The organism is Sphingobium sp. CECT 9361, assembly GCF_918741285.1.
In the GTDB taxonomy this organism is placed as follows: domain Bacteria; phylum Pseudomonadota; class Alphaproteobacteria; order Sphingomonadales; family Sphingomonadaceae; genus Sphingobium.
Genome location: NZ_CAKKNC010000037.1, coordinates 1 through 22,803 on the forward strand (window position 1 = coordinate 1; position 22,803 = coordinate 22,803).

Annotated in this window: 21 protein-coding genes; 7 read left to right on the forward strand and 14 right to left on the reverse strand. The window is 54.7% G+C overall.

Annotation, left to right across the window (positions count from 1 at the left end; all coding sequences use genetic code 11):
- Positions 1-217, reverse strand: a 217-nt coding sequence (locus LQ220_RS23195) for an alcohol dehydrogenase catalytic domain-containing protein (protein ID WP_230190365.1), incomplete at its 3' end; no start/stop codon positions are given.
- A gap of 216 nt (positions 218-433) precedes the next feature.
- Here LQ220_RS23195 and LQ220_RS23200 point away from each other — a divergent pair.
- Positions 434-1,312, forward strand: a complete 879-nt coding sequence (locus tag LQ220_RS23200) for a LysR family transcriptional regulator (protein WP_230190406.1) — start codon at positions 434-436, stop codon at positions 1,310-1,312.
- 275 nt (positions 1,313-1,587) lie between these two features.
- On the opposite strand, the gene LQ220_RS23205 is transcribed toward LQ220_RS23200, so the two are convergent.
- From LQ220_RS23205 to LQ220_RS23255, 11 genes are all read right to left on the reverse strand, one after another.
- Positions 1,588-2,598, reverse strand: coding sequence for an amidohydrolase family protein (locus tag LQ220_RS23205; protein WP_230190407.1), 1,011 nt, complete (start codon positions 2,596-2,598; stop codon positions 1,588-1,590).
- A gap of 46 nt (positions 2,599-2,644) precedes the next feature.
- Entirely contained in the window at positions 2,645-3,910 is a 1,266-nt protein-coding gene (locus LQ220_RS23210; RefSeq protein WP_230190408.1) for an MFS transporter, read from the reverse strand.
- A 133-nt stretch (positions 3,911-4,043) separates the two neighbouring features.
- Positions 4,044-5,213: an alpha-hydroxy acid oxidase gene (locus LQ220_RS23215; RefSeq protein ID WP_230190409.1), complete on the reverse strand. Its 1,170-nt coding sequence runs from the start codon at positions 5,211-5,213 to the stop codon at positions 4,044-4,046.
- Positions 5,214-5,363: 150 nt separating this feature from the next.
- Entirely contained in the window at positions 5,364-6,179 is an 816-nt protein-coding gene (locus LQ220_RS23220) for an alpha/beta hydrolase (RefSeq protein WP_354958526.1), read from the reverse strand.
- Between the two features lie 3 nt (positions 6,180-6,182).
- Positions 6,183-6,743 (reverse strand): hypothetical protein, encoded by a 561-nt coding sequence (locus LQ220_RS23225; RefSeq protein ID WP_230190411.1) that lies wholly within the window; start codon positions 6,741-6,743, stop codon positions 6,183-6,185.
- Positions 6,744-6,780: 37 nt separating this feature from the next.
- The gene (locus tag LQ220_RS23230) at positions 6,781-7,944 is read right to left on the reverse strand and encodes a thiolase domain-containing protein (RefSeq protein ID WP_230190412.1); all 1,164 of its coding nucleotides are present in this window, start codon (positions 7,942-7,944) and stop codon (positions 6,781-6,783) included.
- 42 nt (positions 7,945-7,986) lie between these two features.
- Positions 7,987-8,631: a CoA transferase subunit B gene (locus LQ220_RS23235; RefSeq protein WP_230190413.1), complete on the reverse strand. Its 645-nt coding sequence runs from the start codon at positions 8,629-8,631 to the stop codon at positions 7,987-7,989.
- Positions 8,632-8,642: 11 nt separating this feature from the next.
- The gene (locus LQ220_RS23240) at positions 8,643-9,347 is read right to left on the reverse strand and encodes a CoA transferase subunit A (RefSeq protein ID WP_230190414.1); all 705 of its coding nucleotides are present in this window, start codon (positions 9,345-9,347) and stop codon (positions 8,643-8,645) included.
- A gap of 209 nt (positions 9,348-9,556) precedes the next feature.
- Entirely contained in the window at positions 9,557-10,600 is a 1,044-nt protein-coding gene (locus LQ220_RS23245) for an aldo/keto reductase (protein ID WP_230190415.1), read from the reverse strand.
- Positions 10,597-11,616 carry an amidohydrolase family protein gene (locus LQ220_RS23250; RefSeq protein WP_230190416.1) on the reverse strand — a complete coding sequence of 340 codons (1,020 nt, stop codon included), beginning with the start codon at positions 11,614-11,616 and terminating at the stop codon, positions 10,597-10,599. The genes LQ220_RS23245 and LQ220_RS23250 overlap by 4 nt, the downstream gene beginning before the upstream one ends.
- A 68-nt stretch (positions 11,617-11,684) precedes the next feature.
- Positions 11,685-11,984, reverse strand: a complete 300-nt coding sequence (locus LQ220_RS23255; protein WP_230190417.1) for an antibiotic biosynthesis monooxygenase — start codon at positions 11,982-11,984, stop codon at positions 11,685-11,687.
- Positions 11,985-12,191: 207 nt separating this feature from the next.
- Between LQ220_RS23255 and LQ220_RS23260 the strand changes: the two genes are divergently transcribed.
- The 6 genes from LQ220_RS23260 (at position 12,192) to LQ220_RS23285 (ending at position 19,449) form a co-directional block, all read left to right on the forward strand.
- The gene (locus LQ220_RS23260) at positions 12,192-13,130 is read left to right on the forward strand and encodes an NmrA family NAD(P)-binding protein (protein ID WP_230190418.1); all 939 of its coding nucleotides are present in this window, start codon (positions 12,192-12,194) and stop codon (positions 13,128-13,130) included.
- A 155-nt stretch (positions 13,131-13,285) separates the two neighbouring features.
- Positions 13,286-13,879, forward strand: a complete 594-nt coding sequence (locus LQ220_RS23265; protein WP_230190419.1) for a VOC family protein — start codon at positions 13,286-13,288, stop codon at positions 13,877-13,879.
- Positions 13,880-13,969: 90 nt separating this feature from the next.
- Positions 13,970-14,941: a fumarylacetoacetate hydrolase family protein gene (locus tag LQ220_RS23270; RefSeq protein WP_230190420.1), complete on the forward strand. Its 972-nt coding sequence runs from the start codon at positions 13,970-13,972 to the stop codon at positions 14,939-14,941.
- 61 nt (positions 14,942-15,002) lie between these two features.
- The gene (locus LQ220_RS23275; protein ID WP_230190421.1) at positions 15,003-17,285 is read left to right on the forward strand and encodes a TonB-dependent receptor; all 2,283 of its coding nucleotides are present in this window, start codon (positions 15,003-15,005) and stop codon (positions 17,283-17,285) included.
- Positions 17,286-17,655: 370 nt separating this feature from the next.
- A complete protein-coding gene (locus LQ220_RS23280; protein ID WP_230190422.1) occupies positions 17,656-18,630 on the forward strand; it encodes a cytochrome P450 in 975 nt (324 codons plus the stop codon).
- A gap of 3 nt (positions 18,631-18,633) precedes the next feature.
- On the forward strand, positions 18,634-19,449 hold the full coding sequence (locus tag LQ220_RS23285; protein ID WP_230190423.1) for an SDR family NAD(P)-dependent oxidoreductase: 816 nt from the start codon (positions 18,634-18,636) through the stop codon (positions 19,447-19,449).
- Positions 19,450-19,697: 248 nt separating this feature from the next.
- On the opposite strand, the gene LQ220_RS23290 is transcribed toward LQ220_RS23285, so the two are convergent.
- Together LQ220_RS23290 and LQ220_RS23295 are read right to left on the reverse strand one after the other, a co-directional pair.
- Positions 19,698-21,908 carry a TonB-dependent receptor gene (locus tag LQ220_RS23290; RefSeq protein WP_230190424.1) on the reverse strand — a complete coding sequence of 737 codons (2,211 nt, stop codon included), beginning with the start codon at positions 21,906-21,908 and terminating at the stop codon, positions 19,698-19,700.
- 324 nt (positions 21,909-22,232) lie between these two features.
- Positions 22,233-22,661, reverse strand: coding sequence for a hypothetical protein (locus LQ220_RS23295; protein WP_230190425.1), 429 nt, complete (start codon positions 22,659-22,661; stop codon positions 22,233-22,235).
- Positions 22,662-22,803 lie beyond the last annotated feature (142 nt).

The following is a 22,803-nucleotide window of genomic DNA, read 5'->3' on the forward strand; positions in this document are numbered from 1 at the left end:
TACCGACTTCGCGCACGATGCCTGCGCCTTCATGCCCAAGGATCGAAGGGAAGATGCCTTCGCTGTCAAGACCGTCCAACGTATAGGCGTCGGTGTGGCAGATGCCTGTCGCCATGATCTCGACCAGGACTTCGCCCGCTTTGGGGCCCTCAAGATCGAGCTCGACAATCTCAAGAGGTTTCTTTGCTTCGAAGGCTACGGCAGCACGGGTCTTCATCATCAACTCCTGATGGGTCCATAAAATAGGGAGAGTGGTAATGAGGCAATCCACGCAGATCCAAACGCCTGGGCCAAACACACATCAGCCCTGCCCGAACTGCTCAACATCATTGTCGGACCGCCATCTCCGAATCTTACGCTCGTACTACCATTGAACCGAAAGCGCGTTAATAAGGTCATTTGGAAATAGACAATGTCACTATGGGGATAATTAATGTCGAACTGGGACGGGATCGATGAATTTATTGCGGTGGCCACCGCGAGCTCCTTTACGCGTGCTGCGAGGGCTATTGGAATGTCCCCCACTCATGTGAGCCGGGCCATCATCGCGTTGGAACAGCGCGTGCAGGCCCAACTGTTTCACCGCACGACCCGTACCGTGCGTTTGACGGATACAGGACGGGTGTTCTTCGAACGATGCGAGAGAATTGCCCAGGAACGTGACGAGGCAATTGCGCTTATCGGGGAAGAGGGCGAGCCGCAGGGAGAACTGCGCGTCACGTGTTCGACGGCGATGGGCGAGCGTTTTGTTGCGCCAATCATCCGGCGTTTTGCGATGTCGCATCATAAACTTACCGTCACGATTGACCTTTCAAATCGCGTCATCGATCTCGTTTCAGAGGGATATGATCTAGGCATCAGGACGGGCGTTGTTTCCGATGCTCGACTGATCGCCGTGAGGGTTGCATCGCGCACGCTCTACACGTGCGCGGCTCCTAGCTACCTTGCGCAGGCCGGTACGCCGCAGTCGGTAGCGGAACTGGCTTCGCATCAATGCATCGCCGGAACCAGCGGCACATGGCATTTTGCGGACCGTGGCGCTGAACAGGTCTATCGTCCAAAGGGCCGGTTCCGCTGTAATAGCGGCCAGGCGGTTATCGAAGCGTGCATTTCCGGCTTGGGTATATGCCAACTGCCTGATTTCTACATCCTGCCCTATCTCAGGCACGGCATGGTTGTGCGTATCATGGATAATCTCCAGCCTGAAGATGAGCCGATATGGGCCGTCTATCCGCAGCGTCGCCACTTGTTGCCCAAAATTCAGGGCGTGGTCGAGACGTTACAACACGAACTTGCCGCAGCCATGCGCTGAGAGCGGTTGTTGGGGGTGGACGGCCCCCAGGCGGCACAAATGTGCCAGAATAAGGTCGTTGTAGATCTCATTTGAGGAAACCGTCCGCGGACAAGATTATCGGGGCATAGACACGTCAAAGCACGTGTTTCAGATGCATGCCAGTATTGGCGCTCTAGCACTTACGATGCCCACGATCCGCTAACCGACGAACAAAGTGCAAACCGGCAATGCGGGCGCAAAGCTCGCACGCAGCGTGATCGAACATTTGATGGCTAGGAGGAAAAGCGGGGTCGCTAGATCGCTAGCCGGTAAACGCGCGCAGCGGTTCCAAAAACCATCTGGCTTTGATCGTCCACGGAATGACCTGCTGTCGCAAGTTTAAAGGCATTCCACATCACTCCATAGCTAAAGGATTGGCGGTCGACGGGGAAATTGCTACCAAACATGCAGCGCGCCGGCGAGAAGGCGTCGATTGCAGTATCGATATAGGGACGGATCGCGGCAGCGACCGTGCCGGAGTCTGGAGAAGATTTGCCATGCTGCCAACCTAAGCCCATGACATCCGACCCCATGCCGCTTAGTTTCATAAAAACATTAGGAAATTGTGCCAGATCGACGATTTTGCCACGCCAGTCTGCCAGCACTTCTGCTCGCTTGTCGGCAAAACGGCCAATTCCTATTGGCCCAGCGAGATGATTGAGTATGATCGACGTCTCCGGAAACGTGCGGGCGAGATCGGCAACATCGGCTAACATCGTGTGGGTGCATAACAGATCGCAGCTCAGCTTTAGCGGTGCCAGCCTAGCGAACCCGGCCTTAAAACGCGGGTCAAGTGTTTTCCCTGGGGGGATGGACAGCGCCTGATAAGCATCGGGATCATATGCCACCAGTTCGCGGATGCCTCGAAAATGGTTTGGCGAGGCCTCCAGATGTGCTTCGAGAACCTCCGTCACGGCGTCGCCGAGCATCAGATCTGCCCTGCCCACGATGCCTGCACATAGTTTGCCGACCAGTGCAGGTGCAGATGCGAACCGAGTGGCTACCGCATCGGCATATTCCGTCTCGCCAACGCATCGCAAATGCTCCGGCCCATTCTTGCGAAAGGCCCAGCCGCAATCGACATAAACGCTCGCTGCGAGCGAGTGACCGCTCTGGCTGACGGTGGCAATAAAATCTTCAGGAAGAAACACGCCGAACTTTGCCGCACCGGAGTGACCTTCCCCCCAGAAATGATGGTGCGTGTCGATGACGGGCCTGTGTGCCGCAATTGGGGCTTCACTTTGCGCTATGTCTGTGATCGCCATGGACTTTCTCCTTGTGCGGCTGGGCCTGTAACGGTCGACGTTTACTTCAGGACAGAGCAGGGCGAGGTCGTGAGCTTTCAGTCATAACGCCGACGAGTACGCCCAAGCCAGCCACGACACCCAAAATCGCAACGGCCGTCCAACCGAAACTGAAATATAGCGACACCCCGAGAATGGACCCCGCTGCTCCGGAAAGGTAGACGATGGTCATATAAAGCGCGTTAATGCGGCCGCGGATTTTCGAGTTTACTTCAAGCACCACGATGCGGCTGAGCACCTGAGCTGTCTGTATCGATGCATCAATCACAACTGCCGCCGAGACAAGCGCCAGCAATATCCCCGTTTCAACCGACCAGATTGAAAGGGAGAATGAAGCAACAACGAGCAGGCTCGCGACCGTGGTTCCCGCCCTTGTCGATCCGCGGTCAGAGACACGGCCAGCCAGTGGTGCAGCGAATACACCTCCGGCTCCGGCAAGAGCGAACAAACCGATCTGCGTTTGGCTGAAGGCGAAATGCTCGGTCAAAACGATGGGAGATACGGTCCAGAACATCGTGAAAGAGGCGAACAGAAGCGCCTGATACACCGTCCTGCGCTTTACTTCTGCCTCGTTACGAAACAGCTTGCACATAGAAAGAAGTGTTTCGCGATAACGAATGCGGCGGTTCGGCATTCTAGCCGGCATCGTCCGCCATAGCACAGCACCCGCGCTGAACGTAGCCACACCCGATAGGTAATAGACTGCACGCCAATCGAAAGCCGAAGCAACAAACAATGCAAAAGGTCTTGCGAGCATAACGGATGTGAGGACGCCTGCCATTATCGCACCAATGACGCGCCCACGGCGGAGTTCGGGAATTATATGGGAAAGATAGGGAAGCAGAATTTGGGCGCCGCTTGAAAAAAATCCCACAACCGCCGCGGAAAACAAAAAAACAGCAGCTGACTGTGCAGTCGCTAACCCGATCAGGCCGATTAGGGTGAAGAACCAGCATATAAGCACAAGCCGTTTATTTTCCACCGAGTCGGCCATGGGCACAAGCATAAGAAGTCCCAGCGCGTAGCCAACTTGGCCAGCGCTGACTATGCTTCCTGCCCAGGAGGGAGCGAGGTGCAGGTCGCTGGTGATCGTGGTGAGCAGCGGTTGGGCATAATAGAGATTGGATGCGAACAGGGAGATGCTCAGACCGACCACGACAAGTAGGAAGGGTGAGGGTGCAGCATCCTGCTCGAAACCTCGCACATTTTCGTCCAGACGGTCGCAACCCGATCTAGCCGAAATATCTGTGGAAAGGTTCGAGCTATTGTTCAATTGAATTTTAACCTTGAAGTTCTTCGGTGGGGACGAGCCGTTCCTACGTCTAGTGAATATAGAAGTGCTTGGAGGATTGAAAAAATCATGATGGGGATACCTGGAACGACATTCTGAATGAAGCTGCTCAATTTCAGCGCCTAGCAAATTCAGGCTGATGTTGGGAGGTAGCGAGGATGCGTGCGTTGACATCCTTGATGTCCCGCAGCCCGCATAGTGCCATGGTCGTATCCAGCTCCTTGCGCAGAATGTCGAGGGCCATTGACACTCCCCGCTCCCCATGTGCGCCAAGTCCATAAGCTATAGCCCTGCCGAGCAGAACGCCCTTCGCACCCAGCGCTACAGCCTTTATGATGTCTTGCCCGGACCGTATGCCGCCGTCCATCAGCACTTCAATCTTGTCGCCTACTGCATCTACAATGGCGGGCAGCGCGGCAATCGACGAAGGCGCTCCATCAAGCTGCCGGCCGCCATGGTTGGAAACCACTATTGCTTCCGCTCCGGTTTTTGCCGCACTTTCCGCGTCCTCTGCGTCGAGAATGCCCTTCAAAATGAGCTTGCCCTGCCATTTGTCCTGAAACCGCTTTACGTCATCCCAGCTCAACCGAGGATCAAACTGCGACGCGGTCCAGGATGACAGCGAGCTCATGTCGGCTACGCCTTCAACATGGCCGGCAATATTGCCAAAGGAACGACGCGGGGTGCGCAACATGTTCCAGCACCAGCGCGGTTTGGTAGCAAGATTGAGGAGGTTCACCAGAGTCGGCTTCGGCGGGGTACTGAGACCGTTACGAGTATCCTTGTGCCTTTGCCCCAATATTTGCAGATCGAGTGTGAGCACCAGGGCGGAGCATCCAGCTGCCTTGGCTCGTTCGATCAAGCGGTCGCTGAAATCGCGGTCGCGCATCACGTAAATCTGAAACCAGAAGGGTTGGTCGGTTTGCTTTGCTACATCCTCAATCGAACAGTTGCTCATCGTGGACAGTGTGAACGGAACGCCTGCCTTTGCCGCGGCCCGCGCCGCCAGTATCTCGCCATCGGGATGCTGCATTCCCAGCATGCCAACGGGAGCCAAAGCCACCGGCATGGTCACTTCATGGCCAACGAGTGTTGTTGCCAACGAGCGATTGGTCATGTCCACGGCGACGCGCTGCCGCAGTTTAATGGCTTCGAAGTCCGAGCTGTTGGCGCGATAGGTGCTCTCAGTCCATGAACCGGAGTCTGCATAATCATAAAACATCTTTGGCACGCGCCGCTTGGCGATGAGCCGCAGGTCTTCGACACATGTAATAGTCTTCTTCATGCAGCTGCCTCTTGATCCAATTTACTCACAACCGTCGAGCCTGCTCCCAGCTGCTGACAGCGCCGATTGAGTATTGCGCCTGAAGCCTTGCCTCCAGCGACTATCCGGACGGCATGGTAGTACTACGAACGAAGACTTTACTTCCATGCGTCAGGCCAAACCATGCGGCACTGCCTTTAAAATAACGCGATTGTAGACGTGCGATTGAGTCACGGATGGATAATGCCCGCCACTTGGCAGTGTGAAACGCGGAGCATCGGGGTAGCGCTCTGCCAATGCATTGCGCGTCGCTGCGGGGAGGAGCGGGTCGTCGGCACAGTCGATGATAAAAAGTGGGAACAGCCCGTGCAGGATAATTGGGGCTTCCGGCGCAGTGGCCGCGGCGAGCAGCCGTCGTCTCAAAAGCTCGCCAGTCTGGCCCTCGCGCAGGATCGTGATCTGCACTTCGCGTAGCTCGTCAGCTTCCCGCATTTCCAACCGATTGAGCCAATCAGTCTTGAGTTCCTCGCCAGACACGGATTCAAGCAGTGATCTGTCAAACAACGGATGTGCGCTCAGTTCGGTAGAATTGTAAAAGCTGTTAGCCAATATCATCGCATCGACACGTTCAGGGTGGCGCGCTCCGAAGACTTGAAGACAATATCCAGCAAGCGACGAGCCTAACATGCAGGCGCGATCCAGCGCCAATGCATCCAGCAGCGCGGCTAGACTGTCAGCGGTCACATCAAAATCGGTATCTGGATAATCTACGCAGATGCAGCGTATATCCGGCGTCAAGTCGAGCATCTGATTATAGTATATGTCCGCGTTTCCCAAGCCTCCGGGAAACAGGAGTAAAGGCGTGCCGTTTCCGCCGCTGTCGCGAATGCGCCAAGTCAGCCCATTGGGGCGAAGGGTGCGATCAGGATATCGACGCTGCATCGATCGCAACCGTGCAGTGCCAGGTGGGGCGGGGAGGGGTGGCATCAGTCAGGCGAATGGTGATGGTAGCCCATCGCCCCCGCTTTCAATGATCGCGTTCGCAGCGATAGTGAATTCCGCTTTTGGTCCATTGCCAGCGATTACGAACATGAGTACGTGCTCCGCTTCGGGTTCGGCCTCCGTCACATTCATGAAACGGCGTGCAACACCGGGTGGGAAGGACACGACATCGCACGGCCCGACGTCAATGAAGTCACGCTCTGCGCCCTCATTCCATTCACATCGCCAGCGACCAGTGATGGGCATGAAGGTCTCATTGGTATCGTGGTTGTGCATCAGCGGGCCGCGCCCCGGCTTGCAGCGCGCAAAACCAAGGTTGAATCCTTCAGCGATTGGGATAGCTGAGTGTCGCGCAGCATCAGCGCCAACAGGCGATACTACAGCACCTTCGCCCTCGGGAGGCTGGAACCCGATCACATTTATCAATTCGCGCTCGCATTCGGGTAAACCGCTGTCGGGCAGGCCCGTTTTCGATCCCTTGAGATCCTTGAATAGCGCGACACGTTTCATCATGTCTTCGCGTGAAATCGAGCGCAGTTGAGGGATCATATCCTATCCTTCCCGTTAGCGGGCGACCCGTCCGGTGTCAGTTTTTGACCGCTTCTAGGATGGAGACATAGCTGGCGACGGCGTCCCCGCCCATATTGGCCGTCAGGACCAGCGATGCGCCGGGCAGCTGCATGTCCCCAGCTTCGCCTAACAGCTGGCGGGCTGCTGTGACGAGCATTGACACACCAGTGGCACCCACCGGATGACCTTTCGATTTGAGACCACCCGACAGGTTGATCGGCAACTTGCCATCACGCCGCGTTTGTCCTTCTATTACCGCTTGGTGCGCCTTGCCGGGCTGGGTGACGCCGAGCGCCTCTACCATCATGAGTTCGGCTATAGTGAAGCAGTCGTGCACCTCGGCAAGACTGATATCATTTACCGTGACCCCGGCCTGTGCGTAAGCCTGCGCTATCGCCCGGCTGGGACCTGCAAAGGCGATGGGATCTTTGGTTGCCATTGGCAGATAGTCGTTCACCTGCTGATAGGCACGGAAACCGACTGCCTTTGGGAAATCGGAGAGCAATTCGTCCGACACTATAACAAGCGCCGCTGCGCCATCGGAAATGAGCGAGCAGTCCGTCACTTTAAGCGGCGCTGCGATCATTGGATTTTTTTCGGAGGGCACAAGGCAGTAGTCCAGCTCGAGCCGACGGTGCATCTGCGCGAGGGGATTAAGAAGGGCGTTCTCGTGGTTCTTTACCGCGATATGCGCCATCGCCTCCACCGGGTCACTATAATGCTCGGCATAGGCCTGCGCATAACGAGCGAATACTTCGGGGAAGCTGACATGCGCTTCGTCTCTCTGATAACTGGCACCCGCCAGCGCGCGCGTGACCCCAGCGGTGTTTTGGTGGGTCATCTTCTCCGCGCCGACGACCAAAGCAACCTTCACCCGACCGCTACGGATTGCATCGATAGCCGCATAGACTGCTGCCGAACCCGTTGCGCACGCATTTTCGCAGCGGTTCGCAGGCTTGAAGCGCAGGCCGGGGTCGGCACTCAGAACCATAGAAGAACAGAATGTGTCAGCCACTAGACCAGAGTTGAAATGACCTAGCCAGACCGCATCCACGTCTTTGCCTTCGATCCCGGCAGATTCCATCGCTTCCCGTGCGACCGAATGGATAAGGTCTTCCAGGCTTAGCGCGTCGAAACGGCCAAATTTCGAATGTCCCCATCCTACGATTACAGGTTCCATGCTCTCTCGTTCCTTCTTGTTGGTCTAGCGGGAGTGCGGCTGTCAGCTTAGCGCTTCGACGTAATTAGCCGCAGTTTTTTGTCGGACTTCCTCCAAAGTGACGTCCGGGGCTAGCTCGATCAACCTCAAGGAGGGGGTTTGGTTGGGGTCAACCTCGAACACCGCAAGATCGGTGATAACGAGATCGACTACCTGCTTGCCGGTAAGGGGCAGGGTGCACTCCTTTACCAAGCGGGATTCGCCTTTGGCCTCGTGCTCCATTACCACGACAATACGCGGGACCCCGGCAACAAGGTCCATCGCGCCGCCCATGCCTTTCACCATCTTCCCTGGGATTGTCCAGTTGGCGAGATCGCCCTTTTCCGACACCTGAAGTCCGCCAAGAATCGAAATATTGATATGGCCGCCGCGCATCATGCCAAAGCTCAGCGCGCTGTCGAAGAAAGAGGTGGTGGGAACTTTAGTGATAGTTTCCTTGCCAGCATTGATAAGGTCAGCGTCTTCCTCACCTTCATAGGGGAACGGTCCCATGCCGAGCATTCCGTTCTCGGAATGAAGCTGAATGGACAAGCCGTCGGGAAGCATATTGGCAACCAGCGTGGGAATGCCGATCCCCAGATTGACGTAAAAGCCGTCTTTCAATTCTTTCGCAGCGCGGGCTGCAATTTGTTCGCGGTTCCAAGGCATAACTATTCCTCTCAGGCGCGTGGGCGCACAGTGCGTTTTTCAATGTGCTTGTGGGGTTTCGCCACTTCCACGATGCGCTTGACGAAGATTCCCGGAGTAATGATGTGTTCCGGATCGATCTCTCCCGGCTCGACAAGATATTCGACCTCTGCAACCGTAACTTTCGCGGCGGTGGCCATGACCGGATTGAAGTTCCGGGCAGTCATCCGGTAGATTAGGTTTCCCTCGGTATCGCCCTTCCACGCATGGATCACGGCTAGATCGCCAAATATCCCGCGTTCCAGCAGATATTCTCGCCCATCGAAGACGCGCGTTTCCTTGTCTTCAGCCACCTGCGTTCCCACGCCCGTGGGCGTATAGAACGCAGGAACGCCGGAGCCGCCGGCGCGAATGCGTTCAACCAGCGTCCCCTGCGGGCAATATTCTAGCTCTACTTCACCTGCCAGATATTGCTTTGCGAATGTCGCGTTCTCTCCAGCATAGGAAGCGATGAGCTTTTTTATCTGCCGGGTATTTACGAGCCGGCCAACACCCATCCCGTCCAAACCTGGATTGTTTGTTACAATGGTCAAACCTGTGACTCCGGATTGCTCGATTGCCGCGAGCAGCGAGTCTGGGATGCCACATATGCCGAAGCCACCGGAGATGATCGTCATGTTGTCTTGGAGCAGATCAGCCAATGCCAAGGCTGACTCCTTATAGACCTTATTTGCCATTTTTCTTCGTACGTCCTCGTCCCTGTCCGACCTGCGGTTTTGTGTCCGGCAGCAACCGAACAGGCGCGATCAAATACGACTGAAGAAGTCGTGCTGTCAGATGACATTTCCCACCTTGCGATACCTGAAGGACGTGTGCTGGGCCGATCTGATAGGCAAAACCAGTGCTTCAAGCAGGCGCGCTTTCGGCTACCTTCCGTTTAACGAGGTCACGGTTCGAAAGGCATCGGCACCCTGCTGTCGCCCAGAAATGCGAGCATCCAGCCGGGATATTCTAGCTCCGGCGCACTTACCTTGTCGAGTCTCTGCGTCTCCTCAGGCAGCAAGGCAAGGTCAACAGCTGCCAAATTGTCGTTCAGTTGGTCGGTGTTTTTCGCGCCAATGATGACTGACATGACATAGCGTTTGGCGAGTACCCACGCCAAGGCAACGCGGGCAACCGATACACCTCGCGCATCTCCTATTTCCCGCATCGCCGCCACGATAGGCCATGCGCGATCGGTATTGACTGGAGGGAAATCGAAAGAAGCACGCCGAGAATCTTCCGGCGTTTGCGTGCCTGGTCCAAACTTGCCGGACAGCAGCCCCCCCGCCAGAGGCGACCAAACCAATAGCCCCAGCTTTTGGGCTTCGAGCAGCGGCACAATCTCTCGTTCGATGTCGCGCCCCGCGATCGAATAATAGGCCTGTATCGTTTCCAAGCGACCGTAATTCTTCGCCTCGCTGGTTCCCAGCGCCATCGCAATTCGCCATGCGTGCCAATTGGAGGCGCCAAAGTAGCGGATTAGCCCTTGGGCGCGGAGGTCATCCAGCGCGCGCAGTGTTTCATCGAGGGGGGTGACGCTATCCGTCTGGTGGATTTGATACAGGTCGATATAATCTGTCTGGAGGCGCTCAAGGCTGAGTTTTACCGCATCCATAATGTGCCCGCGCGATGCGCCGCGATCATTCGGGCCGTGACCGACAATACCTGATGTCTTGGTTGAGATTACCACGTCCTTCCGCGACCTGCCAAGATTCCTCAGCGCTTGGCCAACCATGCGCTCTGATTGACCCTGGAAATAGGTGTCGGCGGTGTCGATGAAGTTTACGCCTGCGCCAAGCGCACGGGCAACGACAGCATCGACCTGATCCTGTGTCATATAGCCCATACCGCGAAATGCTTGCGTGTCGGGATCGCCACCAAACGTCATCGCGCCGAGGCAAATTTCTGATACGAATAGGCCGGTGGATCCCATTTGCTTATATTTCATGCCGGGGGTATCTCCTCGATTTGCAAGTTATATATGCGCTGAGCGGTCCCCGCGAAAATCTGACGGCGCTCATCCTGTGAGCACTCAGCCGTCATTCGCTTATAGGCGTTGCACAAGGTTCCAAAGCTCCCGACGTCGTCGGTGGGTCGGTTACTTTCGAACATGCAGCGTCCGGCGCCGAACAGTTCGATCGCAGCTTCCGCATAAGGGCGCCATTCCGCTGCCAAGTCCGCAGACGATGCCGAAGGCTGCGCTCGGAAGCTCTTCGACCCGAAAAGATATGATCCCAAGCCGCCCAGTTTGACTGCAACGTTTTCGCATTTGGCGATCTCCGCCATGTCTCTTCGCCATAGCTGATATTCCTCGGCAAAGCATCCCTTATGCCGGCCGACGCCGATCGGCTGCCCGACATGGTTTAGGATGATCTGCGTCTCAGGAAAGCGGGACGCGAGAAACCTGACGTCTGCAAGCTTTGGCGCAAGAACGAATGCATCGAAACAATATCCCGAGCGCGCCACATGGGAAAACCCCTGCAAGAACGCGTCTTGACGGTAAAGGCTTTCGCCACAGTCGAAGATGTCGCCCAAAATTGTGGAATCTGCATCCCATAAGGCTGTCTGGCGAAACCCTTTTAGCCGCTGGGGCGCGGCCGCCATCTGGTGCTCGATAATCCTCGACACATTGGCCGCCCGGCAATCGAGTGCAGCGATGATGCCTGCGCCGACTTGGCAAGGGCCATAAAGGCCGCTCGCGGCCATAGCGGCCTGCCCATTGAGGAATTCCGTTTCACCAACACAACGCAGTTCTTCTGGCCCCGTCGCGCGATACATGCATTGCCCTTCAACTACGATCGACGCGATTACGTTATGGCCCGAGTGTAGATAAGCGAGATAATCTCCGAGTAGAAAGCTGCGGAGGCCCAGCACAGGGGCTATGGCGTCGCTGACGCGATCGACCAGATGGTGTGCGCTATCGATCACCGGCAGTTCTGGGAAGAGCGCTTCTTCTTCTCTCATCCGATTTCTCTATTTCGCGCCGTGTATGACGGCCCGGAGGACACCAACTTACTACCTAGTCGCCAGCATCAGAAATAGGTGGCAACCGGTTCGTTGTATTCCAATGTCGGCGTCTCAATGAAGAAATGCGATATACGGGATCGCCATTGCTGGAAGCCAGGAGACTCCCAAAATTGGGGGGCGTGATGCGCCTTACTATCCCATCGGACGAGCAACCGGTAGCGGCCTGGCTGATCGACGATGCGAGCGAGCGCCATGCCGTGACAACCTTCAGCAGCATGGAAAATACCCACGCACTCACTTACCGCGCGCTCGAACGCCTCGGCTTGGTCGGCTCCTATGGTAATGAGGGCGTTCTCTATGATCATGACCAATTGCCTCTTTTCTACTTCCGGTCAAAAAGCCGATTGCCGGATAGCTTCCCCTGTTCCTTAAAGCGGGTAGGGGAGTGCGAGGCGATCAGAAATGACACCTGCCGATACCTGAATCACGGAACCGGGGTAGCTTCATCGCCAAAGTATCAGGTGTGCCGTTTACTCATCTGACGAACGGACAACCGCCGGCTAAACTTGGTCATGCGCAAGGATGTATCGACTAAGGCGGCAGAAAATAGCCTGATGCGCACAGCGAAGGGAGAGAAAATGCCTAAAAAATCGATCCTCGTAGTAGGGGCTGGAGGTCATTTCGGTCGCTACATCGCGCCGGAACTCCTTAAGCGGGGCGCCAAAGTGCGCGCAATGGTGCATCACGACCAGGCTGCGGCTGTCGCCCGTTCCACTGGAGTGACCGACATCGCGCGGGCAGACTTGAGGGACGAAGCGGCGGTGCGCCGAGCGTTGGACGGCGTAGGCGGTGTCTTTTACATTCCGCCCAAGTTTCTTTCGGATGAGGCGGCGTTGGGTGTGCGCCTAGTTGAGCTTGCGGCTGAGGCAGGTGTGGAGCGGTTCGTGCTTTCCGGAGTGATGTATCCGTTTATCACAGACATGTGCAACCACCGCGAGAAGCTTCCGGTCGAACTGGCTCTCATCAAGTCAGGCCTCGCTTTCACCATCCTGCATCCTACAAATTTGATGCAATCAACAGGCGTTTTTTTCTGGAGCAAGGTACTGGATACCGGGGAATATATCGAACCTTGGGCTCAAGACAAGAAAAGCGGCTATGTCGACTATCGGGACGTTGCTGAAGTGGCTGCGAAGGCCTTGACCGAGGATGGTCTGCAATTCGGTGTTTTCGATCTTTCCGCAGCGGGCGTTATTTCGCGCGAGGATATTGTGGACATGATGTCGGAAGCGCTGGGCAGGGCGATCAGCACCCGTACCCAGTCCATTGACGAGTGGAATAACCAGAACATGCCGCCCAACCAGATATTGCGTAGTGCCTTCGCAGGCATTGATCGCTTCTACAGCAATTATGGTTTTCCAGGAGGCAACGACCTCGTTTTGCGCACTATTTTGGGTCGAGAGCCGCGCACGATGCGAGCGTATATCAACGAGTTGGCTGCACAATCCAATTAACTGTGAGTCGATTTTCGTTCAGATCTTAAGATTCAGAGGGTTGGAACTGACATTTTGGGTATCAGCGTCGGTGACTTCTCATCTGACGTTTTACCGGCAACTTCATACAAAGAGAGGGTAAAAAACGGCGTGTTACAAAGGCCGCGAGGAGAGATATGACACAGGGTACCAAAAGTAAATCCCCGCCGATGCTGAAATTCTCACACATAGGACTGGTTACGTCTGACGTGAGCGCAATGGCACGCTTCTATGTGGATGTCTTGGGTTTTGTCATCACTGACCAAGGTGATTTTGGCGACATGAAGGTGGTTTTCATGTCGCGTGATCCAGAGGATCATCATCAGATCGTGCTGACTAATGGTCGGCCGGCAAATATTCCGAAGAATACTGTCGATCCGGATTTTGGTCCGGTCATCCAGCAAATCTCTTTTAAAATGCCATCCCTTGCCGATCTGCGGGACATGAGAGGGCGGCTGGAAACGGGGGGAGCCACTGGGATTACCACTGCCGCCCATGGCAATGCATGGAGCCTCTATGCCCACGACCCGGAGGGGAACTATATCGAGTTCTTTGTCGACACGGATTGGTATGCCAACCAGCCATTCTATGTGCCTCTTGATCTCAACAAGAGCGACGCAGAAATTATTGAAGAAACAGAGACCATGTGCCGGAATAGCGCAGGTTTTAAATCGATTGCGCAATGGCGTAGCGATATTGCCGAGGTCATGCCGCCACAGTTTCCGCGATAGCGGCCAGCCCCCTGGACGGGTTGCACCTTAAAGCACTTCTGTCGGCTCGTCGAACTGCGGGTTCGGTAACGCTTATCTAATGGAGTTGTCATGAAGCTGGTTACTTTTGCCCATCAGGACGGGCAGCGGCTCGGCGCGCTGGTTGAAGATCAGGTGCTGGATCTGACAGAGGCTCGCCCGCTCCCCGCATTCGCGTCTATGCAGGCATTGATCGATGCTGGACCCGACGCATGGCACGCAGCGCGTGGAGTGATTGCCAGCAGCGATGCAAAGGCGATGCGTGCATTTTCCGACGTGTCGATATTGGCACCGCTTCCGCGGCCTGTGCGCCTGCGCGATTGCAGCCTGATGCTTGAGCATATGGAAATCGTACTGGAGCAAATGGCGCGGCGGGCTGCGGCGGAGGAGAGTGATCCTGAAACGGCATACAGAAGCCTGATCGCAACGAGGAAATATAATCTCAATCCGACCTTTAAGAAGCAGTGTGTCTATTACAATGCCGATCATACGTCAGTGAGCGGGACCGACGTCGATATCGTCTGGCCGAGCTATTCAGAGTATATTGACTTCGAACTTGAATGGGCCTGCGTTATCGGTCGCAAAGCCAAAGACGTCTCGCGTGGAACTGCGAGAGATCATATATTTGGCTACACCATTCTCAATGACTGGTCGGCGCGCGACATTCAGATGCCGCTGATGTACACCATGAACGGACCTGGCGAAGGAAAAGACTTTCCAGGGAGTTGGGGTATCGGGCCATGCATCGTGACTCCGGACGAACTGGAAGATCCATATAATCTGACCATGACTGCGACCATTAATGGCGAGCAGTGGACCCGGGGCAATACCGGCTCAATGTACCACAAGTTCGAAGACGCTATTGCTCAGTTTAGCCGTGAAAAGACCATCTACCCAGGTGAAATTCTTGGTTCTGGCACAGTATTGGGCGGATGCGGATTCGAGCTTGGGCGGTCTTTATCTATCGGGGACACTGTCGAGCTCGCAATTGAAGGGATCGGCGTGCTGAGGAACCGGGTAGTTCGCGCCGAATACACGCAATGAATTATCAACGCCTAACAACCATCAAACCAGCAAGTAAAAAACTAATTAGGGGAGAAAGTTTATGAGAGGGAAATTGTTTTCATCTGTCGCAGTAGCGGCAGTTATCATGTCGACGCAGGCTGCCGCTCAGAGTCAGTCCACGGAAGGAGCCACCGAAGAAATCCCATCGGGCATTGCGGACATCGTCGTTACGGCCGAGCGTCGCTCTTCATCGGTCCAAACAACGCCCATTGCAATTTCGGCCGTCAGTGGTGAGGCGCTGCGTGAAAGGAACATCGTCGATGTAGAGGGTCTGAGTACCAATATTCCCAATCTCACATTCAACCGCGTGGGGTCAGATGCGCGCGTGTTTATTCGCGGAATTGGCTATAATGCGATCGCGCCAGGTGGCGAAGGCCGTGTCGCGATCTATTCCGACAACATCTATCAAAGCAGAAACCAGACAGCCTTCTTGGGCTTTTACGATATTGATCGTATCGAGGTGCTGCGCGGCCCTCAGGGTACTCTTTACGGGAGAAACTCGATTGCGGGTGCTATTAATTTCCTAACTCGCGATCCTGGCACTGAATTGAACGGGTATGTCACCGGCGAGGTCGGTAACTATGGGCTGATAGCTACCGAGGGCGCCGTGGGTGGTCCCTTGTCTTCGGATGTTGCAGCTAGAATTTCCTTCCGTACCATCAATCGCAACGGTTATGGGCGCAATATTACGACCGGTGAGGATGTGAACGACGAAAATCAAAGAAGCGTCCGCGCCAAACTGCGTTTCACACCCTCGTCCAATCTTACAGTCGGTCTTACCGGTGACTATACCAAATTGAAGGACCATTCCGGCGGATATCGTTACGCAGGGCGTGGAAGTTTGGCGATTGTGCCGGTGGTGGAGCGGTTGGGCTTGAGCGTGCCAACGGATCCCCAGGATGCAGCGGGAGCAGGTCCTCGGCGCAGTCTTGAGACATGGAGCATTTCCGGTCAGGCCGATCTCGACATGTCCGACAATACCCGTTTTACGGTGCTCGGTGGCTATCGTAAGTTCGATTTTCTTCAAGAATCAAGTATCGATGGTTCGGAAGCATTACTTGGACCGATTTTCATTCGGGAAAAGGCAGAGATCTATTCTGCGGAACTTCGTTTGTCGCAAAAGATCGGCGAATTTGCTGATCTTATTGTCGGGGGCTATTATTTCAACGAGGTCAACACTGCAACCAACCAGGTGCCCTTCAAGGGGCTGGTGTTCGCAGCTCCGTTCGGCTTAACGGGTGTCGTCGATCCAAATCAGTATTACGAATTTTACGGTTCGTACGGACGCGTGAATACTGATGCATACGCGGCTTTCGGCCAATTGAATATACGCCTGAGTGATCAGTGGTCGCTAGACCTGGGTGCCCGCTACAGCCACGAAACAAAGGATCTCGATGAACAGCTGCAGACCGACCTGCTTACCCCCTTCGTTCGTGACAACGCGCTGAATACGACCTTTAATCCGGCAGCCGGGTCGCTCGGTGGCACCACCAATCAGACCAAGACCTGGACGTCGTTCGACCCAAAGGCAACGCTAAGCTTCAAGGCTACGCGCGACATCATGTTTTATGCTACCTATTCTGAGGGTTTTAAATCAGGCGGATACAATATCGGAGGGCTGCAAGCTCCGTTCAATCCCGAAACACTGACCAATTATGAAATAGGTATAAAGGCCGATCTTTTCGATCGACGCCTCCGCGTTAATCTCTCGGCCTTCAACTATGATTATACCGATCTTCAGGAAAGCATCATCGTTGGCACTGTCATCACAACGAAGAACGCAACGTCAGCGCGCGTTCGAGGGATGGAAGCCGAAATAACCGGCAAGCCGACCGACAATCTGACGATGTCGCTCAACGTTGCCTATCTCGATCAGAAGTTCAAACAGTTCTTCGATTTTGACGGAGCTCATGCCAATCGCGCGACATCTATCGATCCAGCTACCGGTGGTCCGACGCAAGATCTGACCGGCTACCAGTTGCCTGGTGCTCCCAATTGGCAAGTGGGCGGAGAAATTGGTTACACCATCGCATCGCCGATTGGCGATTTCACGCCACGCGCCAATGTGACCTGGTATGATAGGGTTTTCTTCAATCACTTCAACACTGTAGAAGCTTCACAGCCATCCCGGACGATGGTCAATCTGTTTCTTGGCTGGCAGTCAACCGATGCAAGCTGGTCGGCTTCGGCTTACGTCAAGAATTTGACGGACGACACCTATATTAGCAGCACGAACGTCAATCTTGGCTTGCTGGGGTTTTCGAGGACCGCAGCATATGGGGCACCTCGAACAGTAGGTTTAAGTGTAACAAAGAAGTTCTGACAGTCACTCCTAGATCCTGCCGATCCAGGGGCAGGGCGTACGCACGGAAATCGGGTGTCGATCAGGGTATAATCCTGATCGACACCGCTATTCTTTGCGGGGCTTGGGCCGTCCTCCCCCGTAATCTCAGTTGAATGGAGTTCGGTTCATGGGAATAGATCAGATTACACAAAGCAGGACCCCTATTTCTGATATCGACTTCTGGTCGGACGAAGTAGTTTCCAATCCCTATCCCTATTACAAGCAGCTTCGCGACTTGGGACCAGCGGTCTGGCTCACACGCTATGACTGCTGGGCCGTGGTACGGCATAAGGAACTTCGGGACGCGCTGCGAAACTCGGAAGTGTTCACATCTTCGGCCGGGATCGGCATGAATGCCGAGGCCAACCAAAATAGCGAAGGCGTGATGATTTTTTCGGACGATCCCGATCACGCCCGCTTGCGTCGCGTTTTTAACAAGCCACTGCTGCCTGGTGCCCTTAACGCCATGAAGAACCGTCTGGCCGCGCTCGCAGAGCAGCGGGTCGAAGAGCTCGTGGCAAAAGGAGAGTTTGAAGCTATTTCTGAACTAGCGCGGTTTTTGCCGCTCACCGTCGTCACAGACCTTGTCGGATTGACGGACCAGGGCAAAAAAAACATGTTATATTGGGCCGGGGGGTTGTTCGATGCCCTTGGGCCGGAGGGTCACCCGCGAACATTGTCGGGCATCGAGATTGCGGTCGAGGCGTTTACCTATCTCCATACGCTCCCGCGTGAAGCACTGGACCCTGATGGCTGGGCAGCCGGTCTGTTCCGTGCCGCCGACGCTGGTGACCTCTCTCAAGAAGAGGCGCGCAAGATGATGATGGACTATACCGGTCCGGCTCTCGATACGACGATCAACGGGCTGGGTAATGCCCTCGCGCTGTTCGCGCAGCATCCCGAGCAATGGACGCGCCTGCGCAACGACCCTGAACTGATAAACCGAGCTATCGAAGAGGCTTTGCGGCTGGAATCGCCTGCGCGAACATTTGGGCGTAAGCTGACACGTGACTACGATATGAGCGGGGTAAAAATGTTTGCTGGTGACTGGGCGATGATGGTTTACGCCAGCGGCAATCGGGACGAGCGGCGGTATGAGGACCCCGAGAGCTTCGATATCACACGGGATGCGCGCGACCATGTCGCTTTTGGTTACGGTATGCATTTGTGTGCGGGCATGCATCTGGCGAAGCTTGAGATCAGAACGATGCTTGAGATACTGATACGCCGCGTAAAGAGCTTGCATCTCGTTGAAGAAGAGATGGTCATGCACAACCTTATCCGCGGACGCGATAAGCTTATACTGCGCGTCGAGCCTGCTTAACACATGGTCGAAGCAAAAATCTGGTTTGTCACCGGTGCCTCACGCGGCTTTGGAAGGCTATGGACAAGAGCGGTGTTGGAGCGTGGCGACAAGGTTGCGGCGACCGCCCGAAAACTTTCCGCAATAGCTGATCTCAAGGATGAATTCGGCGACCAATTTCTTCCAATGGAACTGGATGTTACCGACCATGACGGCGTGGGTCGAGCGGTGCACAAAGCCCATCGGCATTTCGGAAGGTTGGACATCGTCTTGAGCAATGCCGGATATGGATTGCTTGGTGCTGTCGAGGAGGTCGGGATCAATGAGGCCCGCGCCAATTTCGAAACCAATGTACTGGGTTCGCTTTCGGTGGTTCAAGCTGCCGTTTCCGTGATGCGGGAGCAGGGCCGAGGCCATATCCTTGCCGTGTCCAGCGTAGGAGGATTGGTCGCGTTTCCGATGGGCGGGATCTATCAGGCGACGAAATTCGCGGTCGAAGGCTTGATGCAGACGCTGGCACTCGAGGTGGAACAATTCGGCCTGAAGGTAACGCTGATTGAGCCCGGTCCGTTCAAAACTGACTTCATGGAAAGTAGTTCCTTGAGGCATGCCGCTCCACTTCCCGCCTACGACGCAGCGCGCGAACAACTGGCTCAAGCACTTTCTCCCGAGATGTTCGGCGACCCAAGCGCGACGATAAAAACGCTGCTAAGCGTGGTGGACGCGGCGGAGCCTCCTCTTCATGTGATGCTCGGGCAACAGCTGCTGCCGATGGTCAAGCAGATCTATGCAGCCCGCATTCAATCCTGGGAGCAGTGGTCAGACGATGTTGATCATTGATCGCATTGTGGCTGCATACAAATAACGGGTTCTGCAGACTTCGCGCAGATTAATCGACACTCATCAATCCGCCTCTGATTGTTAGAGCGCGTTATGTTTTGATCCGATTTCATAGACCTTAATGCCGTCTCGCAGCCGAGCCGTCGGAAGCGCATGCCGTTCACGGTCCGATCACCGCTTATTGGGACAAAGGAAAATCCCTCCCGCCCTATTGGGCGAAAGGGATGAAAAGCTAAGCCGGCTTTAGATTAGAATTTGAAGCCAGCGGTGATGCCATAGGTGCGCGGGTAGCCGTAGGAAACATCAAGCCCCGTGAACCCCTCGATTAAAGAGGTGGTATAGACCGTCTTTCCAAGGTTTCTTCCCCACAGCTTGACCGTCACATTGTCGCTTGTATCGGTCCAGGCGATCGACGCATTGATCAGGTCATAGGCCTTTTGAAACGTGAGATTGTCCGGCGCCGCAAAGACCTTGCTCTGGCGATAGTAGTTGGCGTTGAGGCGAATGTTGCCGATACCAGTTTCTAATGAATAATCACCACCCAGATTAAATGTGTAAGTCGGGGTCTGGGGCAATTTATTCCCGGCAGCTTCCCGCGGCACGATAGAACCATCAGGCTGCAAAAGGTCGGCCTGCGGGAACGATTTGAAGCGATCATGGATATAGGAGAAGCCACCCGTCAGGGACAAGCCGTCCCCCAGAATGACTTCGCCGTCCAAATCCACACCATACATTTCCGCTTTCGCACCGTTGTAGATCAACTGGCTGCCGGCGTCGAAGCGCTGCACCTGGATATTCCTATAGTCATAACGAAACGCAGCGATGTTCAAGCGCACACGGCGATCGAGGAATTGGGTTTTCAGACCCACTTCCGCAGCCTTGATATCTTCTGGTTTAAAGGGATCGGCGTCGCGTTTGGCGAGTACGAAGCCGCCACTCTTGAACCCAGTATTGTAAGAGACGTATCCGAGAATATCGGGCGAGAATTTGTGGTCCAATGCAATGCGATAGTTGAAGCGTTTGAACGTTGCTTTGGTGGGCACCCCGAGATCAGTAGCGGGGAATGGTAAGGTGCCAGCTGGGGCGCCAAAGGCTGTGAAAGACTCTGTTCCGCTAACGGTCTTGCGCTCGTAATTGTAGCGGCCGCCAACTGTCAGGTTGGTGTTGGACACGATCTCATACGTCGCCTGCGCGTATGCCGCGCCCGCATCGGTCTTTTGATAATTCTGATCGATAATGTGGAACGGAACGCCCGGTGCATTTTGATTGACGAGCGCGCCAATACCGATGTCAATCGGCTGCCAGCCATCCTTCGAACGGAAGTAATAAAGGCCAGCAACCCATTTCAGCGGGCCAGAATCCGTTGAAGACAATTGGAGTTCCTGGCTGAACTGATTAAATTTGGCAATACTGGCCGCAGTAAAGCCATCGAACGGCAGTAGGTCGAGGTCGAGATTGAACTGGAACTTCGATTTGCGATAGGCAGTGATGCTCTTTAATGCGACAGCCCCGAAATCATGATCAATCTGAAGTGACGCGCCGCCTGCTTCCAGCTTGTTGCGGAACTCATAATTCTGATTGACGTCATAGGTGCCGCCAAGAGGGAAGGGGCCAAGAAACTGGAAATCGAAAATGCCGGGTGTTGGTTTGAGATGTTGGATATCACGATCGCTGTCGCGAGATTCATAGTCGAAAGAAAGCCTAATTTGCGTTGCGTCGCTCGGTTCGACCAGCAATTTCATGCGACCGGCAAAGTCGTGATCGAGCTTCCCAACATCCCGGCCGTTGAACAGATTGGTACCGAAGCCTTTACTCTGGTGCTCATAGCGCAGCGCGACATCCGCTGCGATGGTCTCTGACAGGCCGCCCGTTACATAGGCATCGGCAATGATTGTCTCATAATTACCATAGCTGAGATTGACCGCTCCGCCCATGGTGTGACTGGGGTCTTTGGTGATAATCTGGATGAGGCCGCCGGTTGCATTGCGCCCGAAGAGCGTACCTTGCGGCCCCTTGAGCACCTCGACGCGCTCAATATTGTTGAGTGTTAGCAGCGAGCTGGGCGCGCTCGCGATGTAGACGCCATCAATGTATGTGGCGACTGGATTTTCCACACCCGGACCGTTTGATGTAGTACCGACCCCGCGGATTCGCGGCTGGGTGTAGCCCGAGGTCTGCGGAATGGTGAGCCCCGGCGTTATGACGCTTAAATCCTGTGAAGATTGGATGCCAACTGCCGCCAAACGCTCACCCGTGGCCGCAGTGACCGAGACCGGAACGTCCTGCAAGCGCTCTGAGCGGCGCTGCGCTGTAACGACGATGTCAGTGACGCCGACCTTGACATCGCTGCTACCGGCTGTCGCCTCTGTCTGAGAATTTGGAGAATTACTATCCTGCGCATAGGCCGCTGCAGGAACAAGTGCGGCTAGACTAGCGGTGGCTAAAAGACAAGTCTTCATGAAACTCTCCCAAGTTTGTTTTTTATTAATTTCTTTTATTGAAAAAAATAGATTAGAAATATAGCCATTTAATAAATAAATGGATAGTTATAAGTAATAGTGTACGTTCAATAGGCATTCTAAAGAACGATATAATCTGGCTGAAAATTAAATTAATTTAGCCGACTGCTAAATATTTCACGGCAACCATATAACAGCTAACCGGTCTTATCCTTCGCCCCCAAATCAAGATCGGCTTCCGGCAGAGTAATATCGCGAGTGAACATTCGGGGGCAGATATCAAGAAAAACCCGGTGATACCTTAAAAGAGATAAATGTGCCGATTTAACGCTCGATCGACTTTTCGATCACCATTCGATCGCTTTCAACGCCGTAATGATCTGCCAATTCGGCTCCGGTGAATCCCTTGGTAAAGCTGGTCGGATCAATTGGCAGCATTCGGCCGTTCCATTCTCGATATCGCCGCACAAGATCATTATAAATGGCCGGTTGGCGGTCTTTCATATTAGCGCGCTCTAAAGGATCATCGACCACATTAAACAGAAACCTATTTCCAAGAATTTTAAGATATTTCCAATCACCGTGGCGGCAAGCCTCTTGTGAAAGATTGAGGTAGCGCCAGCATAATGTGCGTTCGACAGATGGTAGTCCGTCATAAACAAAAGACAGATCGATACCGTCGGAGGGATAGCGAGCATCCGGGCTTGCTCCTGAGGCAGCCAATAACGTTGGCAACCAATCCATCGAGATCATGACTTGGTCGCTTACTGATCTGCCCCCCGCTGAGTGGCCCAGAGACTATGATAGTCTGGACCACGAAGGGGACATTGAATGCCAAGCAAGAAGCACAAGCCGGAAGAGATCATCGGCAAGCTACGTGAAGTTGAGATCATAT

Bases quoted from the DNA above. Each gene is read 5' to 3' on its own strand.
- LQ220_RS23235 (WP_230190413.1), bottom strand. From the start codon at position 8,631: ATGCCTTGGAACCGCGAACAAATTGCAGCCCGCGCTGCGAAAGAATTG.
- LQ220_RS23225 (WP_230190411.1), bottom strand. From the start codon at position 6,743: ATGATCCCTCAACTGCGCTCGATTTCACGCGAAGACATGATGAAACGT.
- LQ220_RS23270 (WP_230190420.1), top strand. From the start codon at position 13,970: ATGAAGCTGGTTACTTTTGCCCATCAGGACGGGCAGCGGCTCGGCGCG.
- LQ220_RS23215 (WP_230190409.1), bottom strand. From the start codon at position 5,213: ATGAAGAAGACTATTACATGTGTCGAAGACCTGCGGCTCATCGCCAAG.
- LQ220_RS23240 (WP_230190414.1), bottom strand. From the start codon at position 9,347: ATGGCAAATAAGGTCTATAAGGAGTCAGCCTTGGCATTGGCTGATCTG.
- LQ220_RS23245 (WP_230190415.1), bottom strand. From the start codon at position 10,600: ATGAAATATAAGCAAATGGGATCCACCGGCCTATTCGTATCAGAAATT.
- LQ220_RS23265 (WP_230190419.1), top strand. From the start codon at position 13,286: ATGACACAGGGTACCAAAAGTAAATCCCCGCCGATGCTGAAATTCTCA.
- LQ220_RS23275 (WP_230190421.1), top strand. From the start codon at position 15,003: ATGAGAGGGAAATTGTTTTCATCTGTCGCAGTAGCGGCAGTTATCATG.
- LQ220_RS23200 (WP_230190406.1), top strand. From the start codon at position 434: ATGTCGAACTGGGACGGGATCGATGAATTTATTGCGGTGGCCACCGCG.
- LQ220_RS23285 (WP_230190423.1), top strand. From the start codon at position 18,634: ATGGTCGAAGCAAAAATCTGGTTTGTCACCGGTGCCTCACGCGGCTTT.
- LQ220_RS23205 (WP_230190407.1), bottom strand. From the start codon at position 2,598: ATGGCGATCACAGACATAGCGCAAAGTGAAGCCCCAATTGCGGCACAC.
- LQ220_RS23250 (WP_230190416.1), bottom strand. From the start codon at position 11,616: ATGAGAGAAGAAGAAGCGCTCTTCCCAGAACTGCCGGTGATCGATAGC.
- LQ220_RS23295 (WP_230190425.1), bottom strand. From the start codon at position 22,661: ATGATCTCGATGGATTGGTTGCCAACGTTATTGGCTGCCTCAGGAGCA.
- LQ220_RS23290 (WP_230190424.1), bottom strand. From the start codon at position 21,908: ATGAAGACTTGTCTTTTAGCCACCGCTAGTCTAGCCGCACTTGTTCCT.
- LQ220_RS23220 (WP_354958526.1), bottom strand. From the start codon at position 6,179: ATGCCACCCCTCCCCGCCCCACCTGGCACTGCACGGTTGCGATCGATG.
- LQ220_RS23230 (WP_230190412.1), bottom strand. From the start codon at position 7,944: ATGGAACCTGTAATCGTAGGATGGGGACATTCGAAATTTGGCCGTTTC.
- LQ220_RS23255 (WP_230190417.1), bottom strand. From the start codon at position 11,984: ATGATCATAGAGAACGCCCTCATTACCATAGGAGCCGACCAAGCCGAG.
- LQ220_RS23260 (WP_230190418.1), top strand. From the start codon at position 12,192: ATGCGCAAGGATGTATCGACTAAGGCGGCAGAAAATAGCCTGATGCGC.
- LQ220_RS23280 (WP_230190422.1), top strand. From the start codon at position 17,656: ATGAATGCCGAGGCCAACCAAAATAGCGAAGGCGTGATGATTTTTTCG.